This is a genomic window from Kitasatospora setae KM-6054, assembly GCF_000269985.1.
Classification (GTDB): Bacteria; Actinomycetota; Actinomycetes; order Streptomycetales; family Streptomycetaceae; genus Kitasatospora; species Kitasatospora setae.
The window spans coordinates 4,203,524-4,227,262 of record NC_016109.1 but is presented as its reverse complement, the minus strand read 5'-3'; the positions used below and the strand labels follow the sequence as shown (position 1 = coordinate 4,227,262).

The 23,739-nt window shown below is 69.9% G+C and carries 19 protein-coding genes and 1 pseudogene; 6 read left to right on the top strand and 14 right to left on the bottom strand.

The genetic code is table 11. From position 1 onward, the window contains the following. Window positions 1-491: 491 nt before the first annotated feature. Window positions 492-1,555 (top strand): IS630 family transposase gene (locus tag KSE_RS46500; protein ID WP_456236164.1). Its coding sequence is split into 2 segments (ribosomal slippage): window positions 492-939 and window positions 939-1,555, totalling 1,065 coding nucleotides; the frame shifts between segments, so codons are not numbered across the junction. 105 nt (window positions 1,556-1,660) lie between these two features. On the opposite strand, the gene KSE_RS42880 is transcribed toward KSE_RS46500, so the two are convergent. Together KSE_RS42880 and KSE_RS40160 are read right to left on the bottom strand one after the other, a co-directional pair. Then, entirely contained in the window at window positions 1,661-1,801 is a 141-nt protein-coding gene (locus tag KSE_RS42880; protein ID WP_157850116.1) for a hypothetical protein, read from the bottom strand. 1,056 nt (window positions 1,802-2,857) lie between these two features. Then, window positions 2,858-3,340: pseudogene (locus tag KSE_RS40160) on the bottom strand (tyrosine-type recombinase/integrase); the annotation flags it as partial. Between the two features lie 70 nt (window positions 3,341-3,410). On the opposite strand from KSE_RS40160, the gene KSE_RS44800 reads away from it, so the two are divergent. Together KSE_RS44800 and KSE_RS43850 are read left to right on the top strand one after the other, a co-directional pair. Further along, window positions 3,411-3,605 carry a helix-turn-helix domain-containing protein gene (locus KSE_RS44800; RefSeq protein WP_014136903.1) on the top strand — a complete coding sequence of 65 codons (195 nt, stop codon included), beginning with the start codon at window positions 3,411-3,413 and terminating at the stop codon, window positions 3,603-3,605. Window positions 3,606-4,258: 653 nt separating this feature from the next. Then, window positions 4,259-4,669 carry an integrase core domain-containing protein gene (locus KSE_RS43850; protein ID WP_014136901.1) on the top strand — a complete coding sequence of 137 codons (411 nt, stop codon included), beginning with the start codon at window positions 4,259-4,261 and terminating at the stop codon, window positions 4,667-4,669. 1,381 nt (window positions 4,670-6,050) lie between these two features. On the opposite strand, the gene KSE_RS40155 is transcribed toward KSE_RS43850, so the two are convergent. Genes KSE_RS40155 through KSE_RS18720 form a run of 3 tightly spaced genes read right to left on the bottom strand, consistent with a single transcriptional unit; the run spans window position 6,051 to window position 9,022 of the window. Further along, a complete protein-coding gene (locus tag KSE_RS40155; RefSeq protein WP_014136900.1) occupies window positions 6,051-6,872 on the bottom strand; it encodes an Eco29kI family restriction endonuclease in 822 nt (273 codons plus the stop codon). 9 nt (window positions 6,873-6,881) lie between these two features. Further along, window positions 6,882-7,724 (bottom strand): very short patch repair endonuclease, encoded by an 843-nt coding sequence (locus tag KSE_RS41290; RefSeq protein WP_106437683.1) that lies wholly within the window; start codon window positions 7,722-7,724, stop codon window positions 6,882-6,884. Continuing rightward, on the bottom strand, window positions 7,721-9,022 hold the full coding sequence (locus KSE_RS18720; RefSeq protein ID WP_014136898.1) for a DNA cytosine methyltransferase: 1,302 nt from the start codon (window positions 9,020-9,022) through the stop codon (window positions 7,721-7,723). Before KSE_RS18720 ends, KSE_RS41290 begins: the two co-directional genes overlap by 4 nt. Window positions 9,023-9,137: 115 nt before the next feature. On the opposite strand from KSE_RS18720, the gene KSE_RS18715 reads away from it, so the two are divergent. Both KSE_RS18715 and KSE_RS18710 read left to right on the top strand, forming a co-directional pair. Then, the gene (locus KSE_RS18715; protein WP_014136897.1) at window positions 9,138-9,989 is read left to right on the top strand and encodes a GIY-YIG nuclease family protein; all 852 of its coding nucleotides are present in this window, start codon (window positions 9,138-9,140) and stop codon (window positions 9,987-9,989) included. Between the two features lie 51 nt (window positions 9,990-10,040). After that, complete coding sequence (locus tag KSE_RS18710; RefSeq protein WP_231873184.1) at window positions 10,041-10,730, top strand: Eco29kI family restriction endonuclease; 690 nt, start codon at window positions 10,041-10,043, stop codon at window positions 10,728-10,730. Window positions 10,731-10,848: 118 nt separating this feature from the next. Here KSE_RS18710 and KSE_RS18705 read toward each other — a convergent pair whose 3' ends face one another. The 3 genes from KSE_RS18705 to KSE_RS45865 form a co-directional block, all read right to left on the bottom strand. Further along, a complete protein-coding gene (locus KSE_RS18705) occupies window positions 10,849-12,132 on the bottom strand; it encodes an MFS transporter (protein WP_014136895.1) in 1,284 nt (427 codons plus the stop codon). A 7-nt stretch (window positions 12,133-12,139) separates the two neighbouring features. Then, on the bottom strand, window positions 12,140-12,787 hold the full coding sequence (locus KSE_RS18700) for a pyridoxamine 5'-phosphate oxidase family protein (protein ID WP_014136894.1): 648 nt from the start codon (window positions 12,785-12,787) through the stop codon (window positions 12,140-12,142). 154 nt (window positions 12,788-12,941) lie between these two features. Then, the gene (locus tag KSE_RS45865; protein WP_014136893.1) at window positions 12,942-16,109 is read right to left on the bottom strand and encodes a BTAD domain-containing putative transcriptional regulator; all 3,168 of its coding nucleotides are present in this window, start codon (window positions 16,107-16,109) and stop codon (window positions 12,942-12,944) included. A gap of 403 nt (window positions 16,110-16,512) precedes the next feature. Here KSE_RS45865 and KSE_RS18690 point away from each other — a divergent pair, with 403 nt between their 5' ends. Further along, the gene (locus KSE_RS18690; protein WP_014136892.1) at window positions 16,513-17,802 is read left to right on the top strand and encodes a flavin-containing monooxygenase; all 1,290 of its coding nucleotides are present in this window, start codon (window positions 16,513-16,515) and stop codon (window positions 17,800-17,802) included. A gap of 253 nt (window positions 17,803-18,055) precedes the next feature. Here KSE_RS18690 and KSE_RS18685 read toward each other — a convergent pair whose 3' ends face one another. From KSE_RS18685 to KSE_RS18660, 6 genes are all read right to left on the bottom strand, one after another. Continuing rightward, the gene (locus KSE_RS18685; protein WP_202523324.1) at window positions 18,056-19,165 is read right to left on the bottom strand and encodes a tryptophan dimethylallyltransferase family protein; all 1,110 of its coding nucleotides are present in this window, start codon (window positions 19,163-19,165) and stop codon (window positions 18,056-18,058) included. A 242-nt stretch (window positions 19,166-19,407) separates the two neighbouring features. Next, complete coding sequence (locus KSE_RS18680) at window positions 19,408-20,736, bottom strand: cytochrome P450 (RefSeq protein WP_014136890.1); 1,329 nt, start codon at window positions 20,734-20,736, stop codon at window positions 19,408-19,410. A gap of 15 nt (window positions 20,737-20,751) precedes the next feature. Then, window positions 20,752-21,363 carry a GTP-binding protein gene (locus tag KSE_RS18675; protein ID WP_014136889.1) on the bottom strand — a complete coding sequence of 204 codons (612 nt, stop codon included), beginning with the start codon at window positions 21,361-21,363 and terminating at the stop codon, window positions 20,752-20,754. Further along, window positions 21,338-21,718 (bottom strand): DUF742 domain-containing protein, encoded by a 381-nt coding sequence (locus tag KSE_RS18670; protein ID WP_014136888.1) that lies wholly within the window; start codon window positions 21,716-21,718, stop codon window positions 21,338-21,340. Before KSE_RS18670 ends, KSE_RS18675 begins: the two co-directional genes overlap by 26 nt. Next, window positions 21,715-22,116 (bottom strand): roadblock/LC7 domain-containing protein, encoded by a 402-nt coding sequence (locus KSE_RS18665; RefSeq protein ID WP_014136887.1) that lies wholly within the window; start codon window positions 22,114-22,116, stop codon window positions 21,715-21,717. Before KSE_RS18665 ends, KSE_RS18670 begins: the two co-directional genes overlap by 4 nt. Next, window positions 22,113-23,387: a sensor histidine kinase gene (locus tag KSE_RS18660; protein WP_014136886.1), complete on the bottom strand. Its 1,275-nt coding sequence runs from the start codon at window positions 23,385-23,387 to the stop codon at window positions 22,113-22,115. The genes KSE_RS18665 and KSE_RS18660 overlap by 4 nt, the downstream gene beginning before the upstream one ends. Window positions 23,388-23,739 lie beyond the last annotated feature (352 nt).

The following is a 23,739-nucleotide window of genomic DNA, read 5'->3' as shown; positions in this document are numbered from 1 at the left end:
GGTGGCGTCGTACGAGATCCCTGCAAGCGATCGCGAGTGGAGGATCAGGTCGAGCGTGGGAAATTTTTGGGATTCCTGCGATGACCTGTTGCAGGCTAGCGGCGGATATTCGAGGGAAGAGTTTCAGGGAATTAAGACGACCCTGCGGGGAGTTGAGGACATCTGGCGCGATGGGGATATCCGCCTACTGTCCGGCGAGGGAGTCGATGTCGCGGCAGTATATGCGGAACGCCTCTCTAGGATTCGCTCGAATTATCCGAAGCGCAGGCAGATCGCGCGAGTTGTAGCGGAGTGTGCCGGGTGGAAAATTCCGACCATTTATCCGTAATCTCAGACTGGGTTGCCAAAATCTGGTAGCAGTGTGACGGGGCCCTCATCGACAGTGATGCCGATGAGGGCCCCGCGACGTTTGACGGCAGTACTGAACTTGATTGGGTGATGTCGGAGCTGTTCGCCCGACAGGGCCGAACTGGTTCCGGTAGCCCTGGGACATGAGGTATGCGCAGGGCGGTGGGTTGACCGACGCCGGGAGGGCCGCGCGGGAGCGGTTGCGGCTGCAGGCTGTGGAACGCTTCGAGGGCGGGCAGAAGAACGGGGAGATCGCTGCCGGGCTGCGGGTGAGTGAGCGGTCGGTGGAGCGGTGGCGCCGGGCCTGGCGCGAGCGTGGGGAGGCCGGGGTCCTGTCCAAGGGATCGCCCGGGCGCCCGAGGCTCAGTGACAAGCAGATCGCCAGGCTGGAGCGGGAGTTGGAGCGCGGCCCGCTGGTCCACGGCTGGGCCGATCAGCGGTGGACGCTGGCGCGGGTGAAGACGCTGGTCGGCCGGCTGTTCCGCGTGTCGTACACGGTGGAGGGCACCTGGCGGCTGTTGAAGCGGCACGGCTGGTCGTGGCAGCAGCCGGCCCGCCGGGCGATCGAGCGCGACGACGCGGCGGTGGAGTTGTGGAAGAAGGAGACCTGGCCGTTGGTAAGAGCACCGCGGCGGCCCTCGGCGCCTGGGTCGTCTTCGAGGACGAGGCCGGGCAGTCGATGACTCCGCCGCGCGCCAGAACCTGGGGCCGCATCGGGCGCACGCCGGTGGTCCGCGTGCGCGGACGGGGATCCGGCCGCGTCTCGATGGCGGGCATGGCCTGCTACAAGCCGGGCGAACGGTCCCGGCTGATCTACGCGATCCGCGAGTACCGGGGACGCAAGGGCGAGCCGAAGGGCTTCGGCTGGCGCGACTTCCGCGACCTGGTCGTCCGCGCCCGCGTCCAGCTCGGCGGCCCGCTCGTCCTCGTGTGGGACAACGCCCGCATCCACCTCGTGCCACCGCTCAGGGCGTTCTTCGAGGCCAACGCGCACTGGCTGACCGTCTTTCAGCTGCCCACCTACGCGCCCGACCTCAACCCGCAGGAGGGTATCTGGTCACTGGTCAAACGCGACATCGGAAACCTCGCGGCCGCCGACCTCGGCCAGCTGACCCGGGCCGTCAAACGCAAGCTCAAGATGATCCAGTACCGTCCCCACCTCGTCGACGGCTGCCTCGTCGGGACCGGCTTGATCATGGATGGCTGACCGACATCACGAGTTCAAGTTCAGTACTATGTGCTGGCGGGTGCCACTCCGGTACTCGTTCACAACTGTGGGTTGTCCAACCGGGCTTCGGATGCAGACCAGGCACTAGAAATTCAGGCAGCCGAGCGTCGTGGTGTAGTGCCAGCAGTTTTGGGCGAAGGCGCGGGATATGACGGTCTCCGTTCGGCGCTTGGCGGTGAGACGGACTTCAAATGGGCTGTCGTGGCTGGTGAAGGCGGCGGTCATGAACTGCGGGTGATGCCTGCGTATGCCGGTGGAAGCAGCGGTGGATGGCCTCGAATGGAAATGGCGCATACCGTGCTGGCTGGTCGAGGTGGTCGCGTACTCTCCGCAGGATCGGGGAACATCGATGATCTATTTGGGATGGCGGCCATCAACAACTGGAGCGGTCATTTCCGGCCGGGTGACGAACTGATGGGGATAGGGGAAGCGGCTTTTGGGCGGGCGGGTGTGAACTTCATGACTGTCCCGCGCCCAAGGGGGTGAGTCTCTTTGAATCCTCCGGAACTTCCGAATGCGAGAAACGTGCCCTCTGTGTCTCACCCGGATGAGGTAGCAGAGATCCTTTCTCTTGTGGAGTCCTTCACTCCTCCGTTCTCATGGTGGACTGCCCTGATCGCGTCGTGTTCGACACGTTTTGCAGCAGCGGACCCTGGGAGTCGGGAAATGGGGCGATGGGGAGAAAGTCTGCTGCTCACTCTAAGATCTGCGCGGACGCGCGGCGGGTTGCCCTGGGAGGAAACTCTTCATCGTGAGGTAATTGCCAAAATCGCAATGGCCTCGGAGTGGGTCGAGAGTGCAGAGATCCCTGATGGAGTAGATGGGATTTGGAGGGAATTCGTTCGAGATCTGATCGACGAGGGCGAAAGCCTGGAGGGCTTGAGGTCCGAAATGGCTTCGCTTCGATCGATGGGCGCAGAATCGATTTCGCCGGTTCGCGTTCAGCAGCTCATGCGGATCCGATTCGTGCTGCGCGAGTTTCTTCGGAACAGGGAGCGTCTGACGAATGATGTGGAGGAGGATCTGAATCGCTGGTCGGAATGTCTTGCTGTTGAGTAAGTGCTCGTTGGAGTTGTCGTTTGCCCTTCTCGTGGGGAGAGAGAAGTAGCTGACTGGATTCGAGCTTGCCGAGCGCCCGGATTGATCGCTAGCGGGCCATATCTCCATCCTTTCCCCAAGCTTTCCTTCGCGGGAAAGTGTTCGCGATAGCGAATCGAAGCCCCGCCGGGTGCGTCCTGGCGGGGCTTCTGCGTGGGGTGACGGCAGTAGATGACGGCAACGTCAGCGGACGATGGTGCAGGGCGGCGGTTCGGCGGTGTCATCGTTGGCCTTGGTGATCGCCGGGCTGCCGAGCGCGGTGCTGAGGGTGTCGATGGCGTCGCGTTGGAGGCGAAGTCGTACGTGTGCGTAGACGGTGGCGGTGACACCGATGTGGGCGTGGCCGAGGAGTTCCTTGATCACGACGAGCTCGACGCCCTGTTCCAGGAGCAGGGTGGCGGTCGAGTGGCGGAGGCCGTGGAAGCGGATGCGGCGGAGGTCGGCCTTGCGGAGGAGCGTGGTGAAGGCGCGGGTGAGGTTGGTCGGGTCGATTGGGCCGCCTTGCGCAGTGGTGAACACGTGCCCGTTGTGCTGCCACGTGGCGCCCTTGGTCTCGCGCTCGCGCTGCTGCTGGTCGTGGTGGTGCTTCAGTGACTGGACGCAGCGGGTGGGGAGTGCGATGCGGCGTTCAGAGGCCCGCGTCTTGGTTGGCAGTGTGGTGAGTCTGTCGCGCGTCAGACTTTGTGGCAGGGCTCGTTTGTTGCGGGTCCTGCTGCGTGAAGGAGTCTGATCGATCATGGTGAGGCCACCGGCACTGCCGCCGGAGGAGAAGGTCCGGATCGTGCTGTCGATCCTGGCCGGTGAGATGACCGTCGCCGAGGCCGCGCGGCGGGCGAAGGTGTCGGGGCAGTCGATCGGGACGTGGAAGCGCCGGTTCCTGGAGTCCGGCCGGGCCGGCCTCGCGGGCAAGTCCGGCCCCGGCACCCGGTAACGGCAACTCGAAGCCCAGGTCGCCGACTTGACCCAGGCGCTGGGTGAGGCGGCAGTCGAGCTGCGGGTGTGGAAGAAGTCCGCGGAGGGCCGGCTGGGCCCTTCGAGGACCTCGAGGTGATCCGCGCCGAGGCGGGCATGCCGACCGCGAGGTTCTGTCGGCTGATCGGCGTGCCCGAGCGGACCTGGCGCCGCCACCAGGCCCGCGCCCGCCAGGGCGCGCCTACCAGAGGACCGTGGCCGCGCCCGGCCCGCGAGGGTGCGCGGGCAGCCGCGCATTGGCACGCGCTCGCGCACCCGGCCCGGGGCCACCGCAAGGTCTGGGCGATGTGCCGCCACGACGGCCACCGCGTCTCCCAGGTGACCGTGCTGCGGCTGCTGCGGGACGAGGGCCCTGCTCCTGGAAGCGAACTACCAGCGGGAGCGGCGCCGGCTCGCCGCCCGCCGCAAGGCCGCCTTCGCCACCGGGCCGACCGGCCCGAACCAGGTCCGGCAGCTCGACTTCTCCGAGTTCGAGACGACCGGCGGCGGCACCTGGCGGCTCGCGGGCTGCCGCGACTACTGGTCGAAGTGCGAGCTCGGCTGGCACGTGTCGCCCACCGCGAACCAGCACGACGCCGTCGCTGCGATTGAACTCGTCTTGAGGGAACGGAGTTGCTGGCCGGGAAGCCACTGGCCGAGTTCGCCCCGCGCGACGCGGGCGGGACCGTGAAGCCGCTGGTCACCATCGTGACCGACAACGGCGGACCGTTCCGCTCCTTCCGCATCGAGGCGTTCATCGCCACCCGACCGGAGTTGCGGCACGTCCGCACCCGGGTCCGTACGCCCGGGCAGAACGGCTCACGTGAGCGCGGCTTCGGCTCGCTCAAGTACGAGAAGCTGTTCCTCGAGGAGATCCCCGACGCCCTCGATCTGGTCCGGCACGCCGAGGACTACCGGCGCGACTACAACACCGTCCGACCGCACGAGGCCCTGGCCTGGAACCGGCCCCACGACGTCCACACCGGCGCCGCGGACCCGCTCGTCCCCAATTTTCCCGAACCCGAAAACCTGCCAACTGCTTGACGCGGGACACTTCGTCGAGGAAGGCGGGCAGGTGGACGGTGCGGGTGCCTGCCTCGGACTTGGGGCGGCCGGTGGTGCGTCTGCCGTTGGGGAGTTCGGGTGAGGCGGAAGTGATGCGGATCAGGCGTCGGGGGACATCGATGTCCTCGCGCCTGAGGGAGGCGAGTTCCTCGGGCCGGAGGGTGGCGAATGCGCCGAGGAGGACGAGCAGGCGCCACCGTTCGCCGACGACGTTGGCGAGCGTGAAGACCTGGGCGACGGTGGCGGTGTGGCGTTCGGCCGGGTGCTCGCTGCCGGCGCTGCGGATGCGGCATGGGTTGCGGGGGAGTGTCTCGTCGTCGGCGACGGCGGTCTCCATGATCGCCTTGAGGAGCCGGTAGGCATGGGCGGCGACTGATTCGCCGTGTCTGTCCAGTTGTTCGGAGTTCCAGTGCCGGACTTTCGCGAAGGTGATGCGGGTGACGGGGGTGCTGCCGAAGGTGGGCAGGATGCATGCCTTCAGCAGGCGCTGGTAGAGCCCGCGGGTAGTGGCCGCGAGGGGGCGGTTGTCGATCCAGTCCTTGGCGTAGTCCTTGAACAGGACGCCCTTGAGTGGGGAGGTGATGGGAGTGCGGCGGCCATGGGCGAGGTCAGCCTGAACGAGTGCGAGCCAGGTCAGGGCGTCGAGCTCGGTGTCGAAAGTTTCCGGAGACCGCTGTGTCCGGCCGTTGCGGTCGGTGTAGGTCGCGCTCCAGCGGCCTGACCTGTATGGGCGGGCGTTGCCGAAACCGGCGACGTGCCTTCTGCTTGCGCGGCATGGCAGACCTTCTTGGAGGACTCCACCGAGCCCTGGGTCGGTTGGGCGGCAGATGCCCAGAGCACCGATGCGGCAAGCCGACTGGCCGTGCGGGGGTCTTCGGGCCGTCGGCGCTCTTGGTCGGGGAAATGTTCCTCGGTGTCATTATATGTCGCGTTCATGTCGCATGGCGGGAGCCTTTCGGTCTCATCGCTGCGCGCCCAGGGGGAGTGAAGCGCTGGGGGCATCGACCAGGTGGCCCGGCGGCAGCCTTGCTCGCCGAGGAGCGGTCGGTGTCTCGTGGCTGTTCGATCGGTTGCGCCGGGGCGCGATCGGGGCGACTTCGAGGCGGCGAATCGAAGCGGTTGTGGAGCGTCGTGCGCGACTGTTGCGCGAGTAGGGGCGGTATGCCGGGGCCGGCGGCGGTCAAGGATTCCATGATCCACGACGCCCCGAGCAGGAGCCTGCAAGGCTTTTGACCTGCGGAAATGACCGATTCGGGGCAAAAGCTTCCCAAGCTTAGAGCGCGAGTTCGATTCTCGTCACCCGCTCCACGGGAGAAGCCCCAGGCCAACGGCCTGGGGCTTCTCCTAATGCTGGGGCATGTCATTCGCCGTGCGATGCCTCTTCGATCTCATTGGCGTGGCGCCATGTTGTGGCATCGACCGAGACCTCGAAGTACTCGTTCTCCTCGATGAAAGTATCCACCCGGTAGACCAGTGTTCGCTTGTCATCGCCCCTGGATGCTGACCAGATAATTTTCTGGGGCTGGTTCCTGAGATTTTCCAGGGCTGCACTCCGCGAGCTTCCCGGAGGCATGAGGGAAATTTCAATTCCCTTCGAAATCATCTCCACGAGTTCAGCTCGACTGTGCTTCCGGTAGCAGAGTGAATCTTTTGCCCGTGCTCGCCCTGGGTGGATGGAATCCCAGATGGATCGACCGTTCTTCCTGTCCATCCCTGATGCGTTGGCGCCGAATCCTGTCATGAGGGTGTTCCACAGTACAGGGCTGTGGGCGCGCAGTAGCGCGCGCTCTCCCAGGACGATCCAAATGTCATCCAGGACTAGGTAGCGCACGTCGAAGTGTGAGGCATCGAGGTTGGATGCTTGATTGATGCTTGCGCGGTGATCTGCTATACGATCGAAGAGCTTCGGCTTGGACTGGTCCGGCGGATAACCGTAGCTACTGTTCCCTGCCTCAGCTTTTCCGATATAGATCGGGGTGTCTGCTTCCTTGAGTTTCTGGTACAGCGGGAGATCGCCCTTGTAGTACAGCGCGTAAAGCCCTGCCCCGGTGAACCTCTCGACCGAATCGAGTGGAATTTTCTGGCGACGGTCGAGTTCTTCGCGGAGATTCCTGCTCAGTAGATCGAGGCTCAAGGGATTGAAGTTCGGTGCGGTGGTCGATCCGCTGGGGCTGTAACTCATGAGATGACTCTAGCCACCCGCCCCAGCGGCTGTCCCTGGTGTATTCGGCCCGGTTGGAGGATTGGCGTCCCCTCGCACCGGTGTCGGCCTTCCGACGATGGCCGTGATTCTGGATGCCGCTTCGGCCGGATCCTCGTGCTCCCAGACGCGCACGACCGTCCAGCCGGCCTCTCCGAGGAGGCGGTCGGTCTCTCTGTCTCGAGCGCGGTTTCCTTCTATCTTGGCCTGCCAGAACTCCACGTTCTTGCTGGAGGCCCGCAGGTGATCGGGGCATCCGTGCCAGTAGCAGCCGTCGACGAAGACGGCCACCTTCGGTTTCGGGAAGAGCACATCGGCGGTGCGACGCAGCTCTGGCAGCGGCCTGGCCGCCACGCGATACCGGAGGCCCCGCTTGTGAAGCAGGGAGCGCAGTCGGAGTTCGGGCTTCGTGTCCTTGTTCCGATTGCCTCGCATCGAGGATCGAACTGCCGCTGAGGACGCCCAGGAGCCCTCCGCTAGAGGTTCCTCGGCCAGGAGTCCTTTCTGCCGAGCCAGCTTCCAGCCTTCGGCGAGGTTGGCCGCGCGGTTGTCATGTTCGACCTCACCCAGATAGCGGGCGGGAGATTTGCCAGCGTCCGACCAGCGCAAATACGCCCGGATGCGCCGCGTGCTCGGCAGTAGCTTCAGTTCCACAGAGGCTCTGGCGAATCGGCTTTCAGCGAGGGCGACCGATCGTCGATGGCGGCCGCCGGCGGCCCGGTCCTGCTCGGCGGACAGTGCTTCACGGCTGCGGTGGGGCCGTCCCTTCCAGGCACGGTCAGGCGGTGAACCGTGCTTCCAACGGCCCTGTGTCGTACTGGTCGGCGCGGTCACTTCTGGCGCCCCTCCGCCTTGTCCAACACGGTGGCGACAGCCTTCGCGAAAACCTCCCCCAGGAGTACGGGGACCGCGTTTCCGAGCTGGCGCATCTTCTCACCGCGGGGGCCCTTGAGCTCCCAGTCATCCGGGAAGGTCATCACGCGAGCCGTCTCACGGACCGTCATGTACCGGTGCTTGTAAGTGATTTTGTCGGGCATCAGCTCATCGGTGAGCATGACGGACTCGCCGCCCGGTACTCCGTGGACGCCTGCCTTGACGGTCTTGGCAGGACGGTCCAACTCGTTGGGTGTGTGGCCGTCGTAGATGCGTGCTCCCGGCCACCCGATGTGCTCCGTGAAACCCTCGATGTAGCGCTCGGTCCGGTCCAGCATGTCATCGGTGATCTTCGGCAGCGGCTTGTTGTCGCCGATTCCCTTGATCGCGTCCCTAAGGGTGCGCCAGGGCAGTAGCCCGTCGTCCTTGGGTGAAACCTTCGGCAGACGCTTCTCTACCCACTCACGGACGTGCGGCGGAACATCCGCGTGATGTTCCCAGTAGCCGCCGGCCATCATGGATCGGATCAGGGCGGTCTCGGAGTGAGTCGGCTTCACGAGCTCCTTGAACAGCTCGATGTCGACCTTGAGATCGCGGCGGAAGGCGACAATGATGACCCGGTTGCGGATCTGTGGAACACCGTAGTCGGCCGCGTTCACTGGTGTCATGACGACCTGGTACCGCTTCTTGGCATCCTCCGGCTCCTGCTGGAGCCGTTCCAGCAGGGTCGCGTCGTGCTTCTTCCAGTCCACACCTGCGGCGCGCTCTTCGAAGGGGAGCTCCAGCTCGCGCAGGATGTACTGGAAGTAGTCGTTGAACGAAGGCCGCAGCAGTCCGCGGACATTCTCGCAGATGACCGCTTTGGGTTGGATCTCGCGGACGGCCCTGAACATCTGCGGGAACATGTTTCGCTTGTCCTCGTCGCCCTTCGCGACGCCTCCGAGACTGAAGGGCTGGCAAGGGGGGCCGCCGGCGAGGACGTCCACCTGGCCCTTCAGGTAGTTCATGTCCAAATCCTGGACGTCACCGGCCACGAGGGGGACCTTCTTGCCGCTCTCGGGTGCCCGGGTCGGCTTCTGGCCGTCCGGGAGCCACTCCGCCCCGTTGGCTTCCAGGGTCTCGCAGGCGCGCTTGGCGAACTCGTTGAACAGCAGGGGGCGGAACCCCGCGCGGTGTACGGACATGGCCAGGCCGCCCGCGCCGGCGAACAGTTCGACACCGGTGCGGTCATTCTTTGGTTTTTTGCGCAGCTCAGCCATGTTCAAAGCATACCGCGGAGTTGTCGATCTTCAAGCCATCTGGCGGGAAAACTCGTCCGGGCGTGGCGAGCACCGATAGGGTTTTCTTGATCACGTCTATTGGGGAGTGGTGTCGATGGCGACGGTGCTGGAGTCCGGTGATGGGACGCCGTACCACAAGGACTTCACGCTGAGTATCACCAAGGCTCTCGGTGACCAGCTCGCGGCCGCGCTGGCAGGCCTGGACCGGGCTCCGCTGCACGAGGAGAGCATCAAGGAGCTCAAGGAGCGGGCCGGCGTCTACCAGCTCTACCTGGACGGTGAGTTCGTATATGTCGGCAAGGCCGACAAGTCCCTCCCGGCCCGACTGCGCAACCACCTCCGCAAGCTCTCCGGCCGTCGCCGGATCGCCCTGGGTGAGATGACCTTCTCATGTCTCTATGTGGCGGAGGACTTCTCCGCGCTCGCCCCGGAGCAGCTGTTGATCAGCCACCACAAGGAGATGGGAAATATTCCCTGGAACAACAACGGCTTCGGCAACAAGGACCCTGGCCGCCAGCGGGACAGCACCATCCTGAAGCGGAATCACTTCGATGTACTGTTCCCCATTGATCTCGGGCGGCCTGTCGAAGGGCTGGAGGTCGGTGAATTCACACTCCATGACCTGTTGGAGAGGGTGAAGGCGGGCCTTCCGTACAACTTCAGGTACGGGAAATCCGCCGAGTTCAAGAAGCGGGTGATCCAGGTTTCGGCCGACCGGATGACGGCTGACGAGGTCTTCCGGTTGATCTCCGCCGAGATGCCCGACGGGTGGCAGATTGCCGCGCTCATGGGCTACGTGATCATGTACGACGACAGTCCGGCGCACTACAAGAGCGCGTGGCGGTATTACCGCGGTGGTCAGGTCGTCGACGCGGAGCCCGAAGCGGAGTCCGTCAGTGACGAGCCCGTCGACGAAGCGGATTCGGAAGCGGCGGACCCGGAGTAGCCGGGTTCCCCGGGCTCGGACGCCGAGATGTGGATCATGAGAGGAAGCCCGATGGCAACCCCGCCGGAGCGTTGGCCGAGCAAGCCCGTAAAGCCGAAGAACTGGCAGGCCAAGGCGCTGGAACCAACGCCGTATAACCCGCTTGAGCTGGATAATCTCGGCCGAAGTGTCGAGTTGGAACTGCTGAAGCACACTCCGGAACGGCTCGACTCCATAGCGATCATGAAGGGGGCGGGTGTATACGCGCTCTACTACACCGGCTCTCACCCGCTCTATCAAGCCATTCGTGGCACCGAAAGACCGATCTACGTCGGCCAGGCGCGTCCTGTGGGTACCCGAAAGGGCAACGCGGATCCGTCGAAGATCGGCTGCCCGTTGTGGGACCGGCTCGGCGAGCACCGGATATCCATCGAACAAGTGGAAGACCTGAATATAACCGACTTCAAGGTCCGCTACCTGGTCGCCATCGAAGCCTTCGTATCCCTTGCCGAACGAGTCATGATCAAAGACGCTCGGCCGGTTTGGAACAGCGTCATCGACGGTTTCGGTAACCATGACCCCGGGGCTGAGCGTCGACGGACCGGTAAGCGCCCTCCGTGGGACGAGCTTCACCCCGGGCGTTGGTGGTCCCACCCGCATCACATGCCCACGCCGAGCCTGATGTCTCCCGAGCAGTCACGGCAACGGATCGCTGCCCATTTCGCGGGCGAGACCGTCGAGGTCGTCGAGTCTGAGGCATAGGCCACCTCCCACCAAGGTGGTGGTGACTTGTGGGGCAGGGGCTGGTCGAGCCCTGGACTCGATGGAGTTCGGGCTCGCCACTGGCCCTGGGTTTTGACCGTGGAGCGATTGGGATGGGTCAGTCGGCCGGGCGGTCGGGGACGCGGGGGAGGGTGCGGATCGGGCGGGTGAGGAGGAGGGCGAGGGGGGTGAGGAGGGCCACCAGGGTGCCGGCGGTGAGGACTTGGGTGGTGCCGAAGGCGTGGGTGGCGGGGCCGGTGAGGGCGGAGCCGAGGGGGTAGAGGCCGACGGAGCCGGCGACTTCGTAGGCGTGGACGCGGTTGAGGACCTCGCCGGGGACCTGGGTCTGGACGGCGGTGGACCACATGACGCCCCAGACGCCGATGCCGGCGCCGACCAGGACCTGGGCGGCGGCGAGCAGCCAGACCGGGGCGTTCAGCAGGATGGCGAGGGGGTAGAGGGGGTAGGCGAACATGGCGACCGCGCCGGCGGCGAGCGGGCGGCGGGGCTTGTAGCGGATGGCGAGCAGGCCGCCGGCCACGGTGCCCGCGCCGAGGGCGCAGTTGATCAGGCCGAACGCGGTGGGGCCGTGGGCGGGGACGATGACGCCCGCGGCGAGGGAGAGTTGCGGGCCCCAGGCGAGGACGGCGTACACCATCCAGATCAGGATGACGCTCCACAGCCAGTCGCGGGAGCGGAACTCGTGCCAGCCGACGGCCAGGTTGTGCCAGAGCGAGTGCCCGGCGGGCGGGGCGGGGACGGTGCCGAGGCGGAGCGCGAACAGGCAGGCGGCGCTGGTGGCGTAGGCGAGCGCGGAGAGGGCCATCACCGCGCCGGTGGAGCCGAAGCCGACCAGCACGCCGGCCAGGGCCGGGCCGCCGAGGCCGGTGATCGCCTCGGAGGTGCGCAGCACGCCGTTGGCGCCCTGGACGTCGCGGGCGATCAGCGGGACGGTCGAGGAGGCGCCCGGCTGGAACAGGGCGTTGGCGGTACCGGCCACCGCGAGCAGGGCGTACAGCTGCCAGAGCCGGTCGACGCCGTGCCAGAACAGGACGGCCAGCAGGACGTGCGCGGTGAGGTTGGCCAGGTCGGCGATGATCATCATCCGGCGGGCGGTGAACCGGTCGGCGAGGACGCCGCCGAACAGCACCAGGCCGGCGAACGGGGCGACCAGGAAGGCCATCGCGTAGCCCGCGGTGTCCAGGCCGTGCCCGGCGGACAGCAGTCCGGCGGAGACGGCGACGGGCAGCATCGCCCAGCTGAGCAGGCCGGCGCTGCGGGCGGTGAAGTAGCGGCGGAAGTTGCGGGACCAGATGGCGGGTTCGGGGGAGGGGGAGGAAGAGGGGAGGGACGAGGGGGAAGGAGAGGAGGGCGCGGGCTGGTCGGTCAGGTGGGCGGACACGGCGGGGTCAGTCCTTCGAGGGGTCGGTGCGGGCGGCGAGTTCGGCGCGGAGCCGGGCGTTCTCCCGTTCCAGCAGGGCGAGGCGGTCGCGGACCGGGTTCAGGGCGTCGGCGAGTTCGCGTTCGGTGAAGCGCGGGGTGATGTGGTTGGGGCAGTTCCAGGCGTGCGCCTCGACCCGGACGGTGACGAGCTGTTCGACCCGGCCCTCGGTGCGCGGGGTGCCGAGGCGCTCGGCCAGGGCCGGGTCCTGCGCGGCGGGGACGGCGGTGGCGCGGCCGAAGACCTTGAGGCGGGCCTGCCGGGCGTGGTCGAGGAAGAACAGGGCGACCCGGCCGTCGCCGCCGCGCAGGTTGCCGGTGGTCAGGTACTGCCGGTTGCCGCGGACGTCGAGGTAGCCGAGGGTGTGCGCGTCCAGGACGTGCACGAAGCCGGGCGGGCCGCCGCGGAACTGGATGTACGGCCAGCCGTCCTCGTTGACCGTCGCGAACAGGAAGCCGTCCAGGCTGCGGACGAAGGCGGCCTCGGTGTCGGTGAGCGGGTCGGGCCGGTCGCCGCCGGGCGCGTGCCGGCGGCGGTCGGCCGCGGCGGCGCTGCCCATCTCCTGCTGGAGGCGGCGGACGGCGGGGGTGTGGGCGAGTCGGTCGTAGCGGCTCAAGGTGTCACCTCGGGGTCCGGGGCGGGGAGGTGCGACCACCGTAGGGAGCCGGGCTGTGCGGTCGGCTGTAGCGGAACCAGAGCGGTCGGGCGCGGCAACTGGCCTGTGGGGGTGGGGTTTTGGGGCGGGGCGGAAGTTCCGGGGAACTTCCGGGTCAGTTCGGCGGGATGCTGCCGGCCGCGGCCCGGGTGATCAGCAGGGCCTCCCGGCGGTGCCGGACGGCCTCGGCGTCGGAGCCGAGCGCAGCGGCGGCCTGGGCCAGGGCGAGGTGGGCCCGGGCCTCGCCGGGGCGGTGGCCGGTCTCGCGCTGCCGGGCGAGGGCGTCGCGGCCGAGGGACAGCGCGGTGTGCGGATCGCCGAGGCGGGCCCGGACCCGGGTCAGGACGGTGAGCGCCTCGCCCTCCAGCACCCGGAACTCGGCCGCGCGGGCGAGCGCCAGCGCCCGTTCGGCGGTGCGCAGCGCGGCCCGCGGGTCGGTGTCGAGCAGCGCGGCGGCCAGGCCGGCCAGGGCGGCGGCTTGCGGGTGGCGGTCGCCGGACGCCTCGGCCAGCGCCAGCGCCTCGCGGTGGGCCGCGGCCGCCTCGGCGGTCCGCCGGGCGGTGAAGTGGGACTCCGCCAGGGCGAGTTGGGCGTTCGCCTGGAGGGCCCGGTGGCGTACCGCGCGGGCGGCGGTGAGCGCGCTGTGGGCGAGCAGCTGTCCGGTGGCGTGGTCGCCCAGGTCGGTGTGGGCGGCGGAGAGGCAGGTCAGGGCGACCGCCGCGCTGAACCGGTTGTGGTGCCGGCGGTGCACCGGCAGCGTCTCGCCGAGCAGCCGGATCGCCTCCGCGGGCCGCCCCAGCGCCCGCTGGACGACGGCCAGGTTGGTCCGGGCGATCGCCTCCCGGTCGGCGTCCTCCCGGTCGCGGTCCTCCCGGTCGCGGTCCTCCCGGTCGGCCGCCCCGCCGGGGCCGTCGTCGCGGCTCGGAGCGCCGAGCAGCCGGGCGGCGTGGGCGAAGTGGTCGGCGGCCTCGGGCAGTCGGCCGAGCTTCCAGCAGATCAGGCCCAGGACGGTGATGTCGTCGGGGTACGGGCCGGGCTGGGGCTGCCGGGCGGGTGTGCGGGGGAGGGAGGGGGTGCGGGAGAGGGAGGGAGTGAGGAGGGGCAGCACCTTGCGGTCGGTCGTTCGAGTGAGGTCAATCAGTTGATTGTGCTCGGGGTCGCGATCGAGGTCGCTCGCCCGCTTGGCGTCAGGCAGTTGATTGACGTCAAGCGGCCGACCGGTCTCGTCCGGCAGCCCCGCGGCGTACGGGTGGAGCAGCCCGGGCAGCCGGTAGTGGCCGGGGGGACGTTCGTGGAGGAGGTGGGCGTCGGCGAGTCGGGCGAGCTGGGTGGCGGTCTCGGCGGGGGTGGTGGCGGCCAGGGTGGCGGCGGTTTCGGCGGTGAGGCCGGCGGCGGGGGCGTGGCCGAGGAGGCGGAACAGGTGGCGGGCGGGGGCGGGGAGGGCGCGGTAGGAGCGGTCGAAGGCGACGCGGAGGCCGGTGTGCGGGTCGTCGGGGAGGTCGAGGCGGGCGAGCAGGGCGGCGTCGGGGCGGGCGGGGGCGTAGTCGGTGAGGGCGGTGCCGCGGGTGGTCAGGTCGGCGGCGGCGATCCGGAGGGCGAGGGGGAGGCCGCCGCAGGCGTGGACGAGGCGGCGGGCGGCGGCGGGTTCGGCGGCGACCCGGGAGGGGCCGAGGACGGTGCCGAGCAGCAGGCTGCCCTCCGCAGGGTCGAGCGGGTCGAGGGTGAGGCGGCGGGCGCCGTCGCCGGCCAGCAGGCCGGTGAGCCGGCCGCGGCCGGTGACCAGGACGGTGCAGCCGGGGGCGCCGGGGAGCAGCGGGCGGACCTGGGCGGCGTCGCGGGCGTCGTCGAGGACGATCAGCAGGCGGCGGTCGGCGAGCAGGGTGCGGTAGAGCGCGGCGGCTTCGTCGGGGTCGGCGGGCAGCCGGTCGGGTGGGGTGCCGAGGGCGCGCAGGAAGCGGGCGAGGACGGTGTCGGGCCGGGCCGGGGGCCGGTCGGCGTGCCCGCGCAGGTCGGCGTGGAGCCGGCCGTCGGGGAAGCGGTCGCGGTGCCCGTGCGCCCAGTGCGCGACGAGGGCGCTCTTGCCGACGCCGGGCGGCCCGACCACCGCGACGAGCGGGGAGCCGTCGGCGGGGGCGGCCGGGAGCAGGGCGTCGAGTTCGCGCAGTTGGCGGTCGCGGCCGACGAACTGGCGTGGTGGGGAGGAGAGTTGGGCGGGGACGGGGACGGGGAGGGTGGTGGAGGCGGGGGCCGGGGCGGGGGTGGTGCGCGGGTGGCCGCGCAGGACGCGGAGGTGGGCGTCCTGGAGTTCGGGCCCCGGGGTGACGCCGAGCTCCTCGTCGAGGCGGGCGCGCAGCCGGGCGTAGGCGTCGAGGGCGGCGTCCTGGCGGCCGCTCGCGGCGAGGGTGAGGACCAGCCGGGCGTGCAGGCCCTCGTGCAGGGGCTCGGTGTGGGCGAGTTCGCGCAGCAGGGGGACGGCGTGGTCGGGGCGGCGCAGCAGCAGCGCGGTGTCGGCGTGCAGCAGGGCGGCGCGGATCCGTCGTTCGTTGGCGGCGACCGCTGCGGGGTGGCGGCGCAGGACCGGGTCGGCGTCGGCGAGGACGGGGCCGCGCCACCAGCGCAGGGCGCGGGTGAGGTCCTGGTGCGCGGCGTCCGGGTCGGGGGCGTGCCGCAGGGAGGTGGTGCGGGCCAGGAGTTCGTCGAAGCGGCCGAGGTCGATCCGGTGGCGAGGCAGGTCGAGCCGGTAGCCGGCGGGGGTGCGGGCGACGGCGGGGGCCGGTCCTTCGGGGTCGAGGAGGCGGCGCAGTTGGCTGACGTAGGTGTGGATCAGGCTCTGCTGCGAGTCGGGCGGCCCGGACGGCCACAGGGTGTCGGTGATCTCCTGCCGGGTGGCGGCGGCCGGGTGGGCGAGGGCGAGCAGGCCGAGCAGCCGGCGCAGGGTGGGGCTGCCGACCGGGACGGTGTCGCGGCCGCGGCGCAGGGAGAGCGGGCCGAGCACCAGCAGGGTGGTCCGGCCGGGCTCGGGCGGCCCGTCGGCTTCGCCGCCGCGGGCGGCGGCCGCGCGCAGCGCGCCGGTCTCGCCGGCGCTCAGGCCGAGGGCGTCGGCCAGCCGCCGGACGGTCTGCTCGCGGGGCCGCCGCACCCGCCCGTGTTCGAGGTCGCGCAGCGCCCGGGCGCTGATCCCGGCGCGGGCGGCGGTGGCCTGCTGGCTGCTCCCGGCGCGGGTGCGCAGGTCGCGGAGCAGCGGGCCGAAGGCGGACGGCTGGTCCGTCCCGTGCTCCGCCATGGCGCCCCCTCATCCGTCGTCCGACATCCCGACGGCCCGACATTCCGACAGCCCGACAGTTCGACAGTGTGATGGGTCGACGGCCCGACGACCGGATCAGTGGCCGACCGGACAACCGTACAGACGGATGGAAGGACGGACGGTCAGAAGGACGGTAGGGAAGTCGGATGGTGGGAGATTCCGAGGATCGGCTGGGCTGGATACCGGATGAGCGGCTGGGCGGATAAGCGGCTGGGCGGATGGTGGGAAAGGCGGAACGGCTGACAACCGGACAGTCGGATGGTCGGATGTCGGAGCGGCTGCCCCGTGATTCCGGGGGCCGGTGTGAAGGGCGTCCGTGTGGGGGAGTCAAGATCGTTGGGGAAGCGGTCGGTTGGTTCCTGACGAGTCGTGGAGGTAAGCGGTGAGTGTCTGTGTGATCGGTGCGGGCCTGTCGGGCCTGGCGGCGGCGTACGCGTTGCGCGAGGGCGGGCTGGACTTCGTCTGCCTGGAGAAGTCCCCCGGCGTGGGCGGGATCTGGCGGCGGTCGGCGGCGGGGGAGCCGGGCCCGGCGTACCGGGCGCTGCACCTGAACAGTGCGCGGGAGCTGACCTGCTTCGAGGCGTTCCCGATGGACGAGGAGCACGGGATGTACCCGAGCCACCGGGACATGGCGGTCTACCTGCGGGAGTTCGCGGAGTGGGCGGGCCTGCTGCCGCACATCGAGTTCGGCACCGAGGCGGTGTCGGTGCGTCAGGGCGCGGACGGCATATGGACGGTGGTGAGCCGGGGCGCGGACGGGGCGGAGTCGGTCCGGACCTTCGACCAGGTGGTGGTGGCGGCGGGGCACCACGACGTGGCGCTGCTGCCGAACCCGCTGCCGGCGGGCGCGGAGTCGTTCACGGGTCGGCTGCTGCACTCGATGGACTACGTGGACGGCGCGGAGTTCGCCGGGCGCCGGGTGGTCGTGGTGGGCCTCGGGGCGTCGGCGGTGGACATCGCGGCGGACGTGTCGCGGCACGCGGAGCGCACGGTGCTCTCGGTGCGCAACGGCCAGCACGTGGTGCCCAAGCAGCTGTTCGGCGTCTCGGTGGACGCGATCGCGGTGGCGCCGTGGTTCACCGAGAAGTCGCTGCCGGAGCAGCAGGAGTTCATCGAGGAGGCGCTGCGGGTGGCGCGCGGCCCGCTGACCGACTACGGGCTGCCGGAGCCGCCGTACCGGATCTTCCAGTCGCCGGTGACGGTCTCGGACGAGATCCTGCCGCGGATCCGGCAGGGGGCGGTCCGGCCGCGGCCGGGCATCGAGTCGCTGTCCGGGTCGACCGTCCGGTTCACGGACGGGAGCACGGAGGAGGCGGACGCGATCGTGTTCTGCACCGGGTTCGGGTGGCGGATGCCGTTCCTGGCGGAGGACCACCCGGCGGGCGGGCGGGGGCCGGTGCGGCTGTACCAGCGGATGGTGGACCCGGACCGGCCGGGCCTGTTCTTCCTGGGCCTGATCCGCCCGGTGGGGTCGATCACCCGGCTGGTGGAGGCGCAGGCGCGCTGGGTGGTGCGGCTGGCCAAGGGCGAGTCGGTGCTGCCGGCGGCCGACGTGATGCACAAGGAGGTCGACGACTTCCTGGCCGGGATCGAGCGCCGGTACGGCCTGTCGGCGGGCGCCTCGGTGCACGTCGACGTGACGCCCTACCAGCGCCGGCTCGCGGAGCTCTAGCCGGCAGGCCCGGGCAGCCCGGGAGGCCCGGGTAGCCGGGCGGCCGCAGTGGAGGGGGCCGGAGGACGCCCGTGATGCAGGGGGTCACGGGTGTTCGCCGGCAGCTGCGGCCGACCGGTCGTGCGGTGCGTGCGGTGCGTACGGCCGGCGCGGTGCGGGGGACGGGTGGTGCGGTGCGTGCGGCGTCGCCGGGCAGCGTGTGTGGCGCGGTGCGGCGGGCCGCATGCGGGCATGCGGGGGCGGGTGGTGCTGTTCAGCGGACGGGGCGCGGACCGGTCGGTCGTCGGTTGGGCGTGCGGACGCGGTAGGCCTCGGAGGAGAGGTAGGCGGTCAGCCGGGGGAGGCGTCCGTCCTGGTGGACCATGGCCAGGTAGGCGATCAGGCCGACGCCGTCCTCGGGGCGGCGCGGGGTGAGGGCGCCGAGGGCGTCGCCGAGGATGCCGGGGGCGATCCCGTACCGGGTCAGCAGGGTCTCGGCGCGGCCGAGCGCCTCGCGGTCGTCCTGGGCGTAGTCGCGGACCGGGACGTGCAGGGTGAAGCCGCTGGGGCGGTCCGCCGCCGGGTCGGTGAAGGAGTGGCAGCTCAGGACGGGGCGCCGGTCGAAGACGGCGTCCTGGTCGGCGGGCAGTCCGGCGGCGGTGTGCAGGAAGGCTTCGGTCTCGGCGGCCGGGGGGCCGCCGGCCATCCGGTTGAGGGTGCCGACGGTGGAGGCCCGCAGCCCGTGGTGGGCGGTGTAGACCTTGAGCCGGGGGGTCTCCCAGGCGCCGAGGTCGAGGGCGAGGAAGAGCAGCCGGTCGGCGGGCGGGAGGCTGTCGTACGCCTGGTGGTGGCCGAGCCGGCGCAGGGCCTCGCGGATGGTGGCGGCGGCCCGGTCGGGGCCGGTGGCGGCGGGGTTGAGGTAGACCTTCATCCGGGGGGTGCCGCCGGGGGTGAGCTCCAGGGCGATCCAGAGGGCGAAGCTGCCCTGCGGGTCGTCGGGCAGGAAGAGGTCCTGGACCAGGTCGAGTTGGTCGGTGGCGATGTCCCAGCGGCGGGCGAGGGAGCGGAGCGCGCGCAGGCCGAGCCGGCTGCTCTCGCCGAGGTCGCCGAAGCCGCTGGCGGGTTCGAGCAGCACCCGGAGGGCGGGGGTGCCGCCGGGGGACATCGACAGCGAGAACTCGACGGGGGTGTGGTCGTCGGAGAGGAAGGTCGGTACGGCGGGCGGCAGGTCGAGGGTCCGGTGCACCACCGGCCCGAGCGCATCGGTCAGGGCGCGGGCGTAACTCGCGGAGTCGCCCCCGTCCAGACCCACCAGCTCGGACAGGGCGAGCAGTTGACGTGCCGTGTGGCTCCCGACCGTGCGTCCGGCGGGTCTGGGTGGCAACACCGACGTCCCCCGGCCGAGGGGCCGGGGGACGTCGGTGCCGAGTGGGAGCCGACCGGGGACGGTCGGCCCGGGAACCAGCGGGCCGCGGGTCTGGGCGGTGTTCCTGGATATGTGGTCCATAACACCCTCCTGTTCTCCGGAAACATCGATGCCACGGCATATGGCATCGGCATTCGCGCTGATTACCCGGGTTTTTGGGGGTCCATGCCGTAATCATGGGCACATAAATGTTGCCTAGGTCACTTGGCGAGCCAGTTGAGGAACTGGCTCCAACGCCCTATCTTCTCGGTCGACTTGGCGCTCTGCGCGGGCTTGGCGGGGGCCTCGGTGGCGGCCTGCGGGCGCCGCACCGACTCGTCCGGGGTGAACCGGGCGGGCAGCGAGACCAGGGCGCGGTTGAACGGGCCCGGACGCCAGCTCAGCATCTCGCCGGGGACGGCCAGTTCGATGTCCGGGAGCTGGTTGAACAGGTTCTCCAGCGCGGTCATCGCGATCTGCCGGGCCGGGTCCTTGGCCGGGCAGGCGTGCGGTCCGGCGCTCCAGGCCAGGTGGGCGCGGCTGCTGGCGCGGCGCTCGGCGGCCAGGATCGGGCTGCTGTTGGCGGCCGCGTAACTGACCATCAGCAGCTCGCCCGCCTGCACCTTCTGGCCGGCGAACTCCCCGTCGGCGGCGGGGTAGTGCGGGCCGAGGTTGGTGATCGGCGGGTTCTCCCACAGGGTGTCGTCGATCGCCTCGTCGATCAGGCCGCCCTGGTGCGCGTAGGTGTCGTGGGTGAGCAGCCGGTGCAGGGTGTTGCCGATCAGGTTGCCCAGCGGCTCGGCGCCGGCGCCCAGCAGCACGGCCAGCTGGTGCGTCATCTCCTCGTCGGTGAGGTTGGCGTGGTGCTGCAGCATCCAGGAGGTGACGTCGTCGCCGGGGCGGCTGCGCTTGAGCGCGATCAGCTCGCCGATCGCGCCGAACATCACCTGGGCGGCCTTCTCGGCGTTGATGCCGTCGAACATGCCGGCGATGCCGAACATCACCCGGTCGCCGATGTCGGCGGGGCAGCCGAACAGCTGGTTGAAGACGAACAGCGGCAGCTGCTTGGCGTACGAGCTCAGCAGGTCGGCGGAGCCGCGGTAGCCGAACTGGGCGATCAGGAAGTCGGAGGTCTGCCGGGTGGTGCGGGCCAGCCGGCGCTGGTCGATCCGGGCCAGGCAGTCGGTGATGGTCTGGCGCAGCCGCAGGTGCTCGGCGCCGTCGGTGAACAGGGTGTTCGGACGGTAGACCAGCAGCGGCAGGACCGGGCTGTCCATCGGGATCCGGCCCTCGTTGAGGTCCCGCCAGCGCCGGGAGTCCCGGCGGTAGGAGGACGGGTCCTGCAGCAGCTGCAGGGCGGCCGAGTACTCGGTCACCAGGGTGGCCTCCACCCCGGGGGCGATCTCGACCGGAGCGGTCGGACCGTAGTGCCGCAGGTAGTCGTAGTACGACTGCGGGTCGGCGGCGAACTCGGCCCCGTACAGCGGCACTCGGCCGCCGTGGGCCGGGCACCCGGGCGGGGGGACCGGGGCGGAGGAGTGGGTGTCCATGGCTGCGTGTTGCTCCTAGCTGGCGCGGTCCAGCAAATAGCGGACGAGAGTGGTGAGTGCGGCGGCAGACGACTGCTCGTTGCGCGCGTCGCAGGTGACGACCGGGGTTTCGTCGAGCAGGTCGAGGGCCTCCCGCAGCGCCCGTTCGGCGCGCTCCGGGTTGCCGTCGAAGTGGTTGACGGCGATGGCGTAGTCCAGCCCGTACTGCTCGATCAGGTCGATGACGGGGAAGGAGTCGGCGAGCCGTTCGGGGTCGACCAGGATCAGCGCGCCGAGGGCGCCGCGGGCCATGTCCTCCCACATCTGGACGAAGCGGGTCTGGCCGGGGGTGCCGAACAGGTACAGCACCACGCGTTCGCTGAGGGTGAGGCGGCCGAAGTCCAGCGCGACCGTGGTGGTGGTCTTGCCGCGGACGCCCTTGAGGTCGTCGACGGCCTCGGCCGCCTGGGTCATGGTCTCTTCGGTCGACAGCGGCTCGATCTCGGAGATCGAGCCGATGAAGGTGGTCTTGCCGACCGCGAAGTGCCCGACCACCAGGATCTTCACGGCGGTCTGGGTCGCGCCGCCGGCGACGTAGTCGTCGGTGGTCAGCCCGCGCCGGTCACCCGAACTTGCGGTGGAGCCCATTGAGCACCTCCTCCAGAAGGTCCTTGTCGGCGGTCCGGGCCCTCGGGACCGGCGGACGGGTCATCAGGTGGCCGCTGTCGGTGAGCGCGGCCAGGACGATGCGCACCACCCCCAGCGGGAGCCGGGTGTGGCCGGCCACCTCCGCGACCGACAGGTAGCCGGCCGAGCAGATGTCCAGCAGCCGCTGCTCCTCCGGGGTGAGCCGGCCGGGGCGGCGGCGCTCCTCGGGAGTGGCGGTGACCAGGGTGATCAGGGACAGCTGCTGCTCGTCCGGCAGGTCGCGGCCCTTGGTGATGATGTAGGCGCGGACTAAGTCCACGGGTTCGAACTCGAAGTCCTCCCCCTCGGCCCTCACCGGCGGAGCCCGATGTCCTCGCGCGGCGGTGCGGCGAGGAACTTGCCCAGCTGACCGACCAGTTGCTGCATCCGGAAGGTGATGTCCTGCATGTCGACGTCCGGCAGCGCGGAGACGCCCAGGTAGGCGCCGTCACCGGCCGAGATCAGGAACACCCAGCCGCCGTCGAACTCCACCAGGGTCTGCTGCCAGCGCTGCGTCGGGTTGTCGCAGAAGAAGCCGAGCGAGCGGCTGAGCGACTGGACGCCGCTCATCGCGGCGGCGACCCGGTCGGCGTTGTCCTTGTCGATGTCCCTGGTGCGGGCCATCAGCAGGCCGTCGGCGGAGATCAGGACCGCGTGCAGGGCCCCCGGGATCTCCAGCGCGCTGTCGAGCATCCAAGACAGATCGTCGTTCACGAGAACTCATGCCCTTCACTGCTTGTACCGCGGGTGCTGGTCGTCTGGTGCGCGTCGTCGTGCTGCGTCGCCCGACCCGACCTGGTGCCGCGCTGGAAAGCCCCCAGCATCGCCGCGGTCTGCGCCCCGGAGCGGGACGCGCCGGCGGCGGGCGCCACGGGCGCGCCGTAGGGGTCGGTCTCGGTCGCCGGGACGATCGCCATCGGCCGCTTGCGGCGGCGGATCGGCAGCCCGTCCTCGGTGGAGCCGTACGACTCGATCGGCTGCGGGGGAACCGCGGCGGCGGGGGCGGCCGGCTGTGCCGCCGGGCGCGCCACCGGTCGGGCGGGCGGCACGGGGGCCTGCGCCTGCTGCCGGTCGAGCTGCGGCCGGTCGGCCTGCGGCGCGGGCGGCTGGGAGCGCCGCTCGGGCACGCCGGTCAGCAGCTCGTGCGGCAGCAGCAGCACCGAGCGCACGCCGCCGTACGGGGAGGAGGAGTCCACCGACACCTCGAAGCCGAAGCGCTCGGAGAGCACGCCGATCACGGCGAGGCCGAACTGCGGCGGGTTGCCGAGGCCGCTGACGCCGGTGACCCGCTCGGTGGTGAGCAGCCGCTCGGCGCGGTTCCGCTCCTCGTCGTTCATGCCGACGCCGGCGTCGTCCACCACGATCACCACGCCCTTGGGCACGGTGCGGATGTTGATCTCCACCACGGTGTCGGGGCTGGAGTACGAGGTCGCGTTGTCGAGCAGCTCGGCCAGCGCCAGGGCGACCGGCTCCACCGCGCGGCTGGAGACGCCGAAGTCCACCTGGGAGAGGATCTCCACCCGGCGGTAGTGGCGGATGCGGCCCTGCGCGGAGCGCACCACGTCGTAGACCGAGGCGACGTCCCGGTGGCGGCCGAGCCAGCCGCCGCACAGGACGGCGATGGACTGGGCGCGGCGGCCGAACTGGGAGTTCGTGTGGTCGACCTCCAGCAGGTCCTGCAGGATCACCGACTCGCCGTACTTGTCCTGCAGGCGGGAGAGGATCAACTGCTGCTCCGCCGCGAGGCCCTGGAGCGTCCGCATGGCGGACTTCAACACCGTCTTGGTCGCTTCGTCAGCTTGTTCCTGAGCGGAGGCGACCGACTGCGTATAGTGGTGTTCCAGGTCGGTGTAGTGCTCCCGGAGCCCGCCGATCTCCTGTCGGAGTGCCGCGGACGCCTTGCGCTGGCGGACCACGACGAGGACCGCGGCGGCCAGGACGAGGAAGAGAACCCAGAGCAACGGGTTCGCTGTGTATTTCGTCATAAGACTCTCTTCAGGCGACTGGCGGCCGACTGCTGAATCCCCGTCATCGCAGGGTGAACCCGCCGCTCCCCCAAGCGGGATGATCGTATCATCGGGCGAACAGGTGAACGGTCGCCCACATCGACGTGAAGATCCGTCTCCTCCGGCGTGCACAAGGGTAGTTGGAAGCCCAGGTCAGAGCGTTGATCGTCGGTCAACGCACCCGCCCGGACGCCGGATCCGGCCGCCGCACCGCCTCCCACCGGGCCATTTACCACAGGGGCAGCCGGGCGGGAGGGAGCAACGCGCGAGTTCCCGGCTTTTTCTGACGAACCGTCCGGCTGGGGCCCGACGAGCTGCTAGGCCGCCGCCG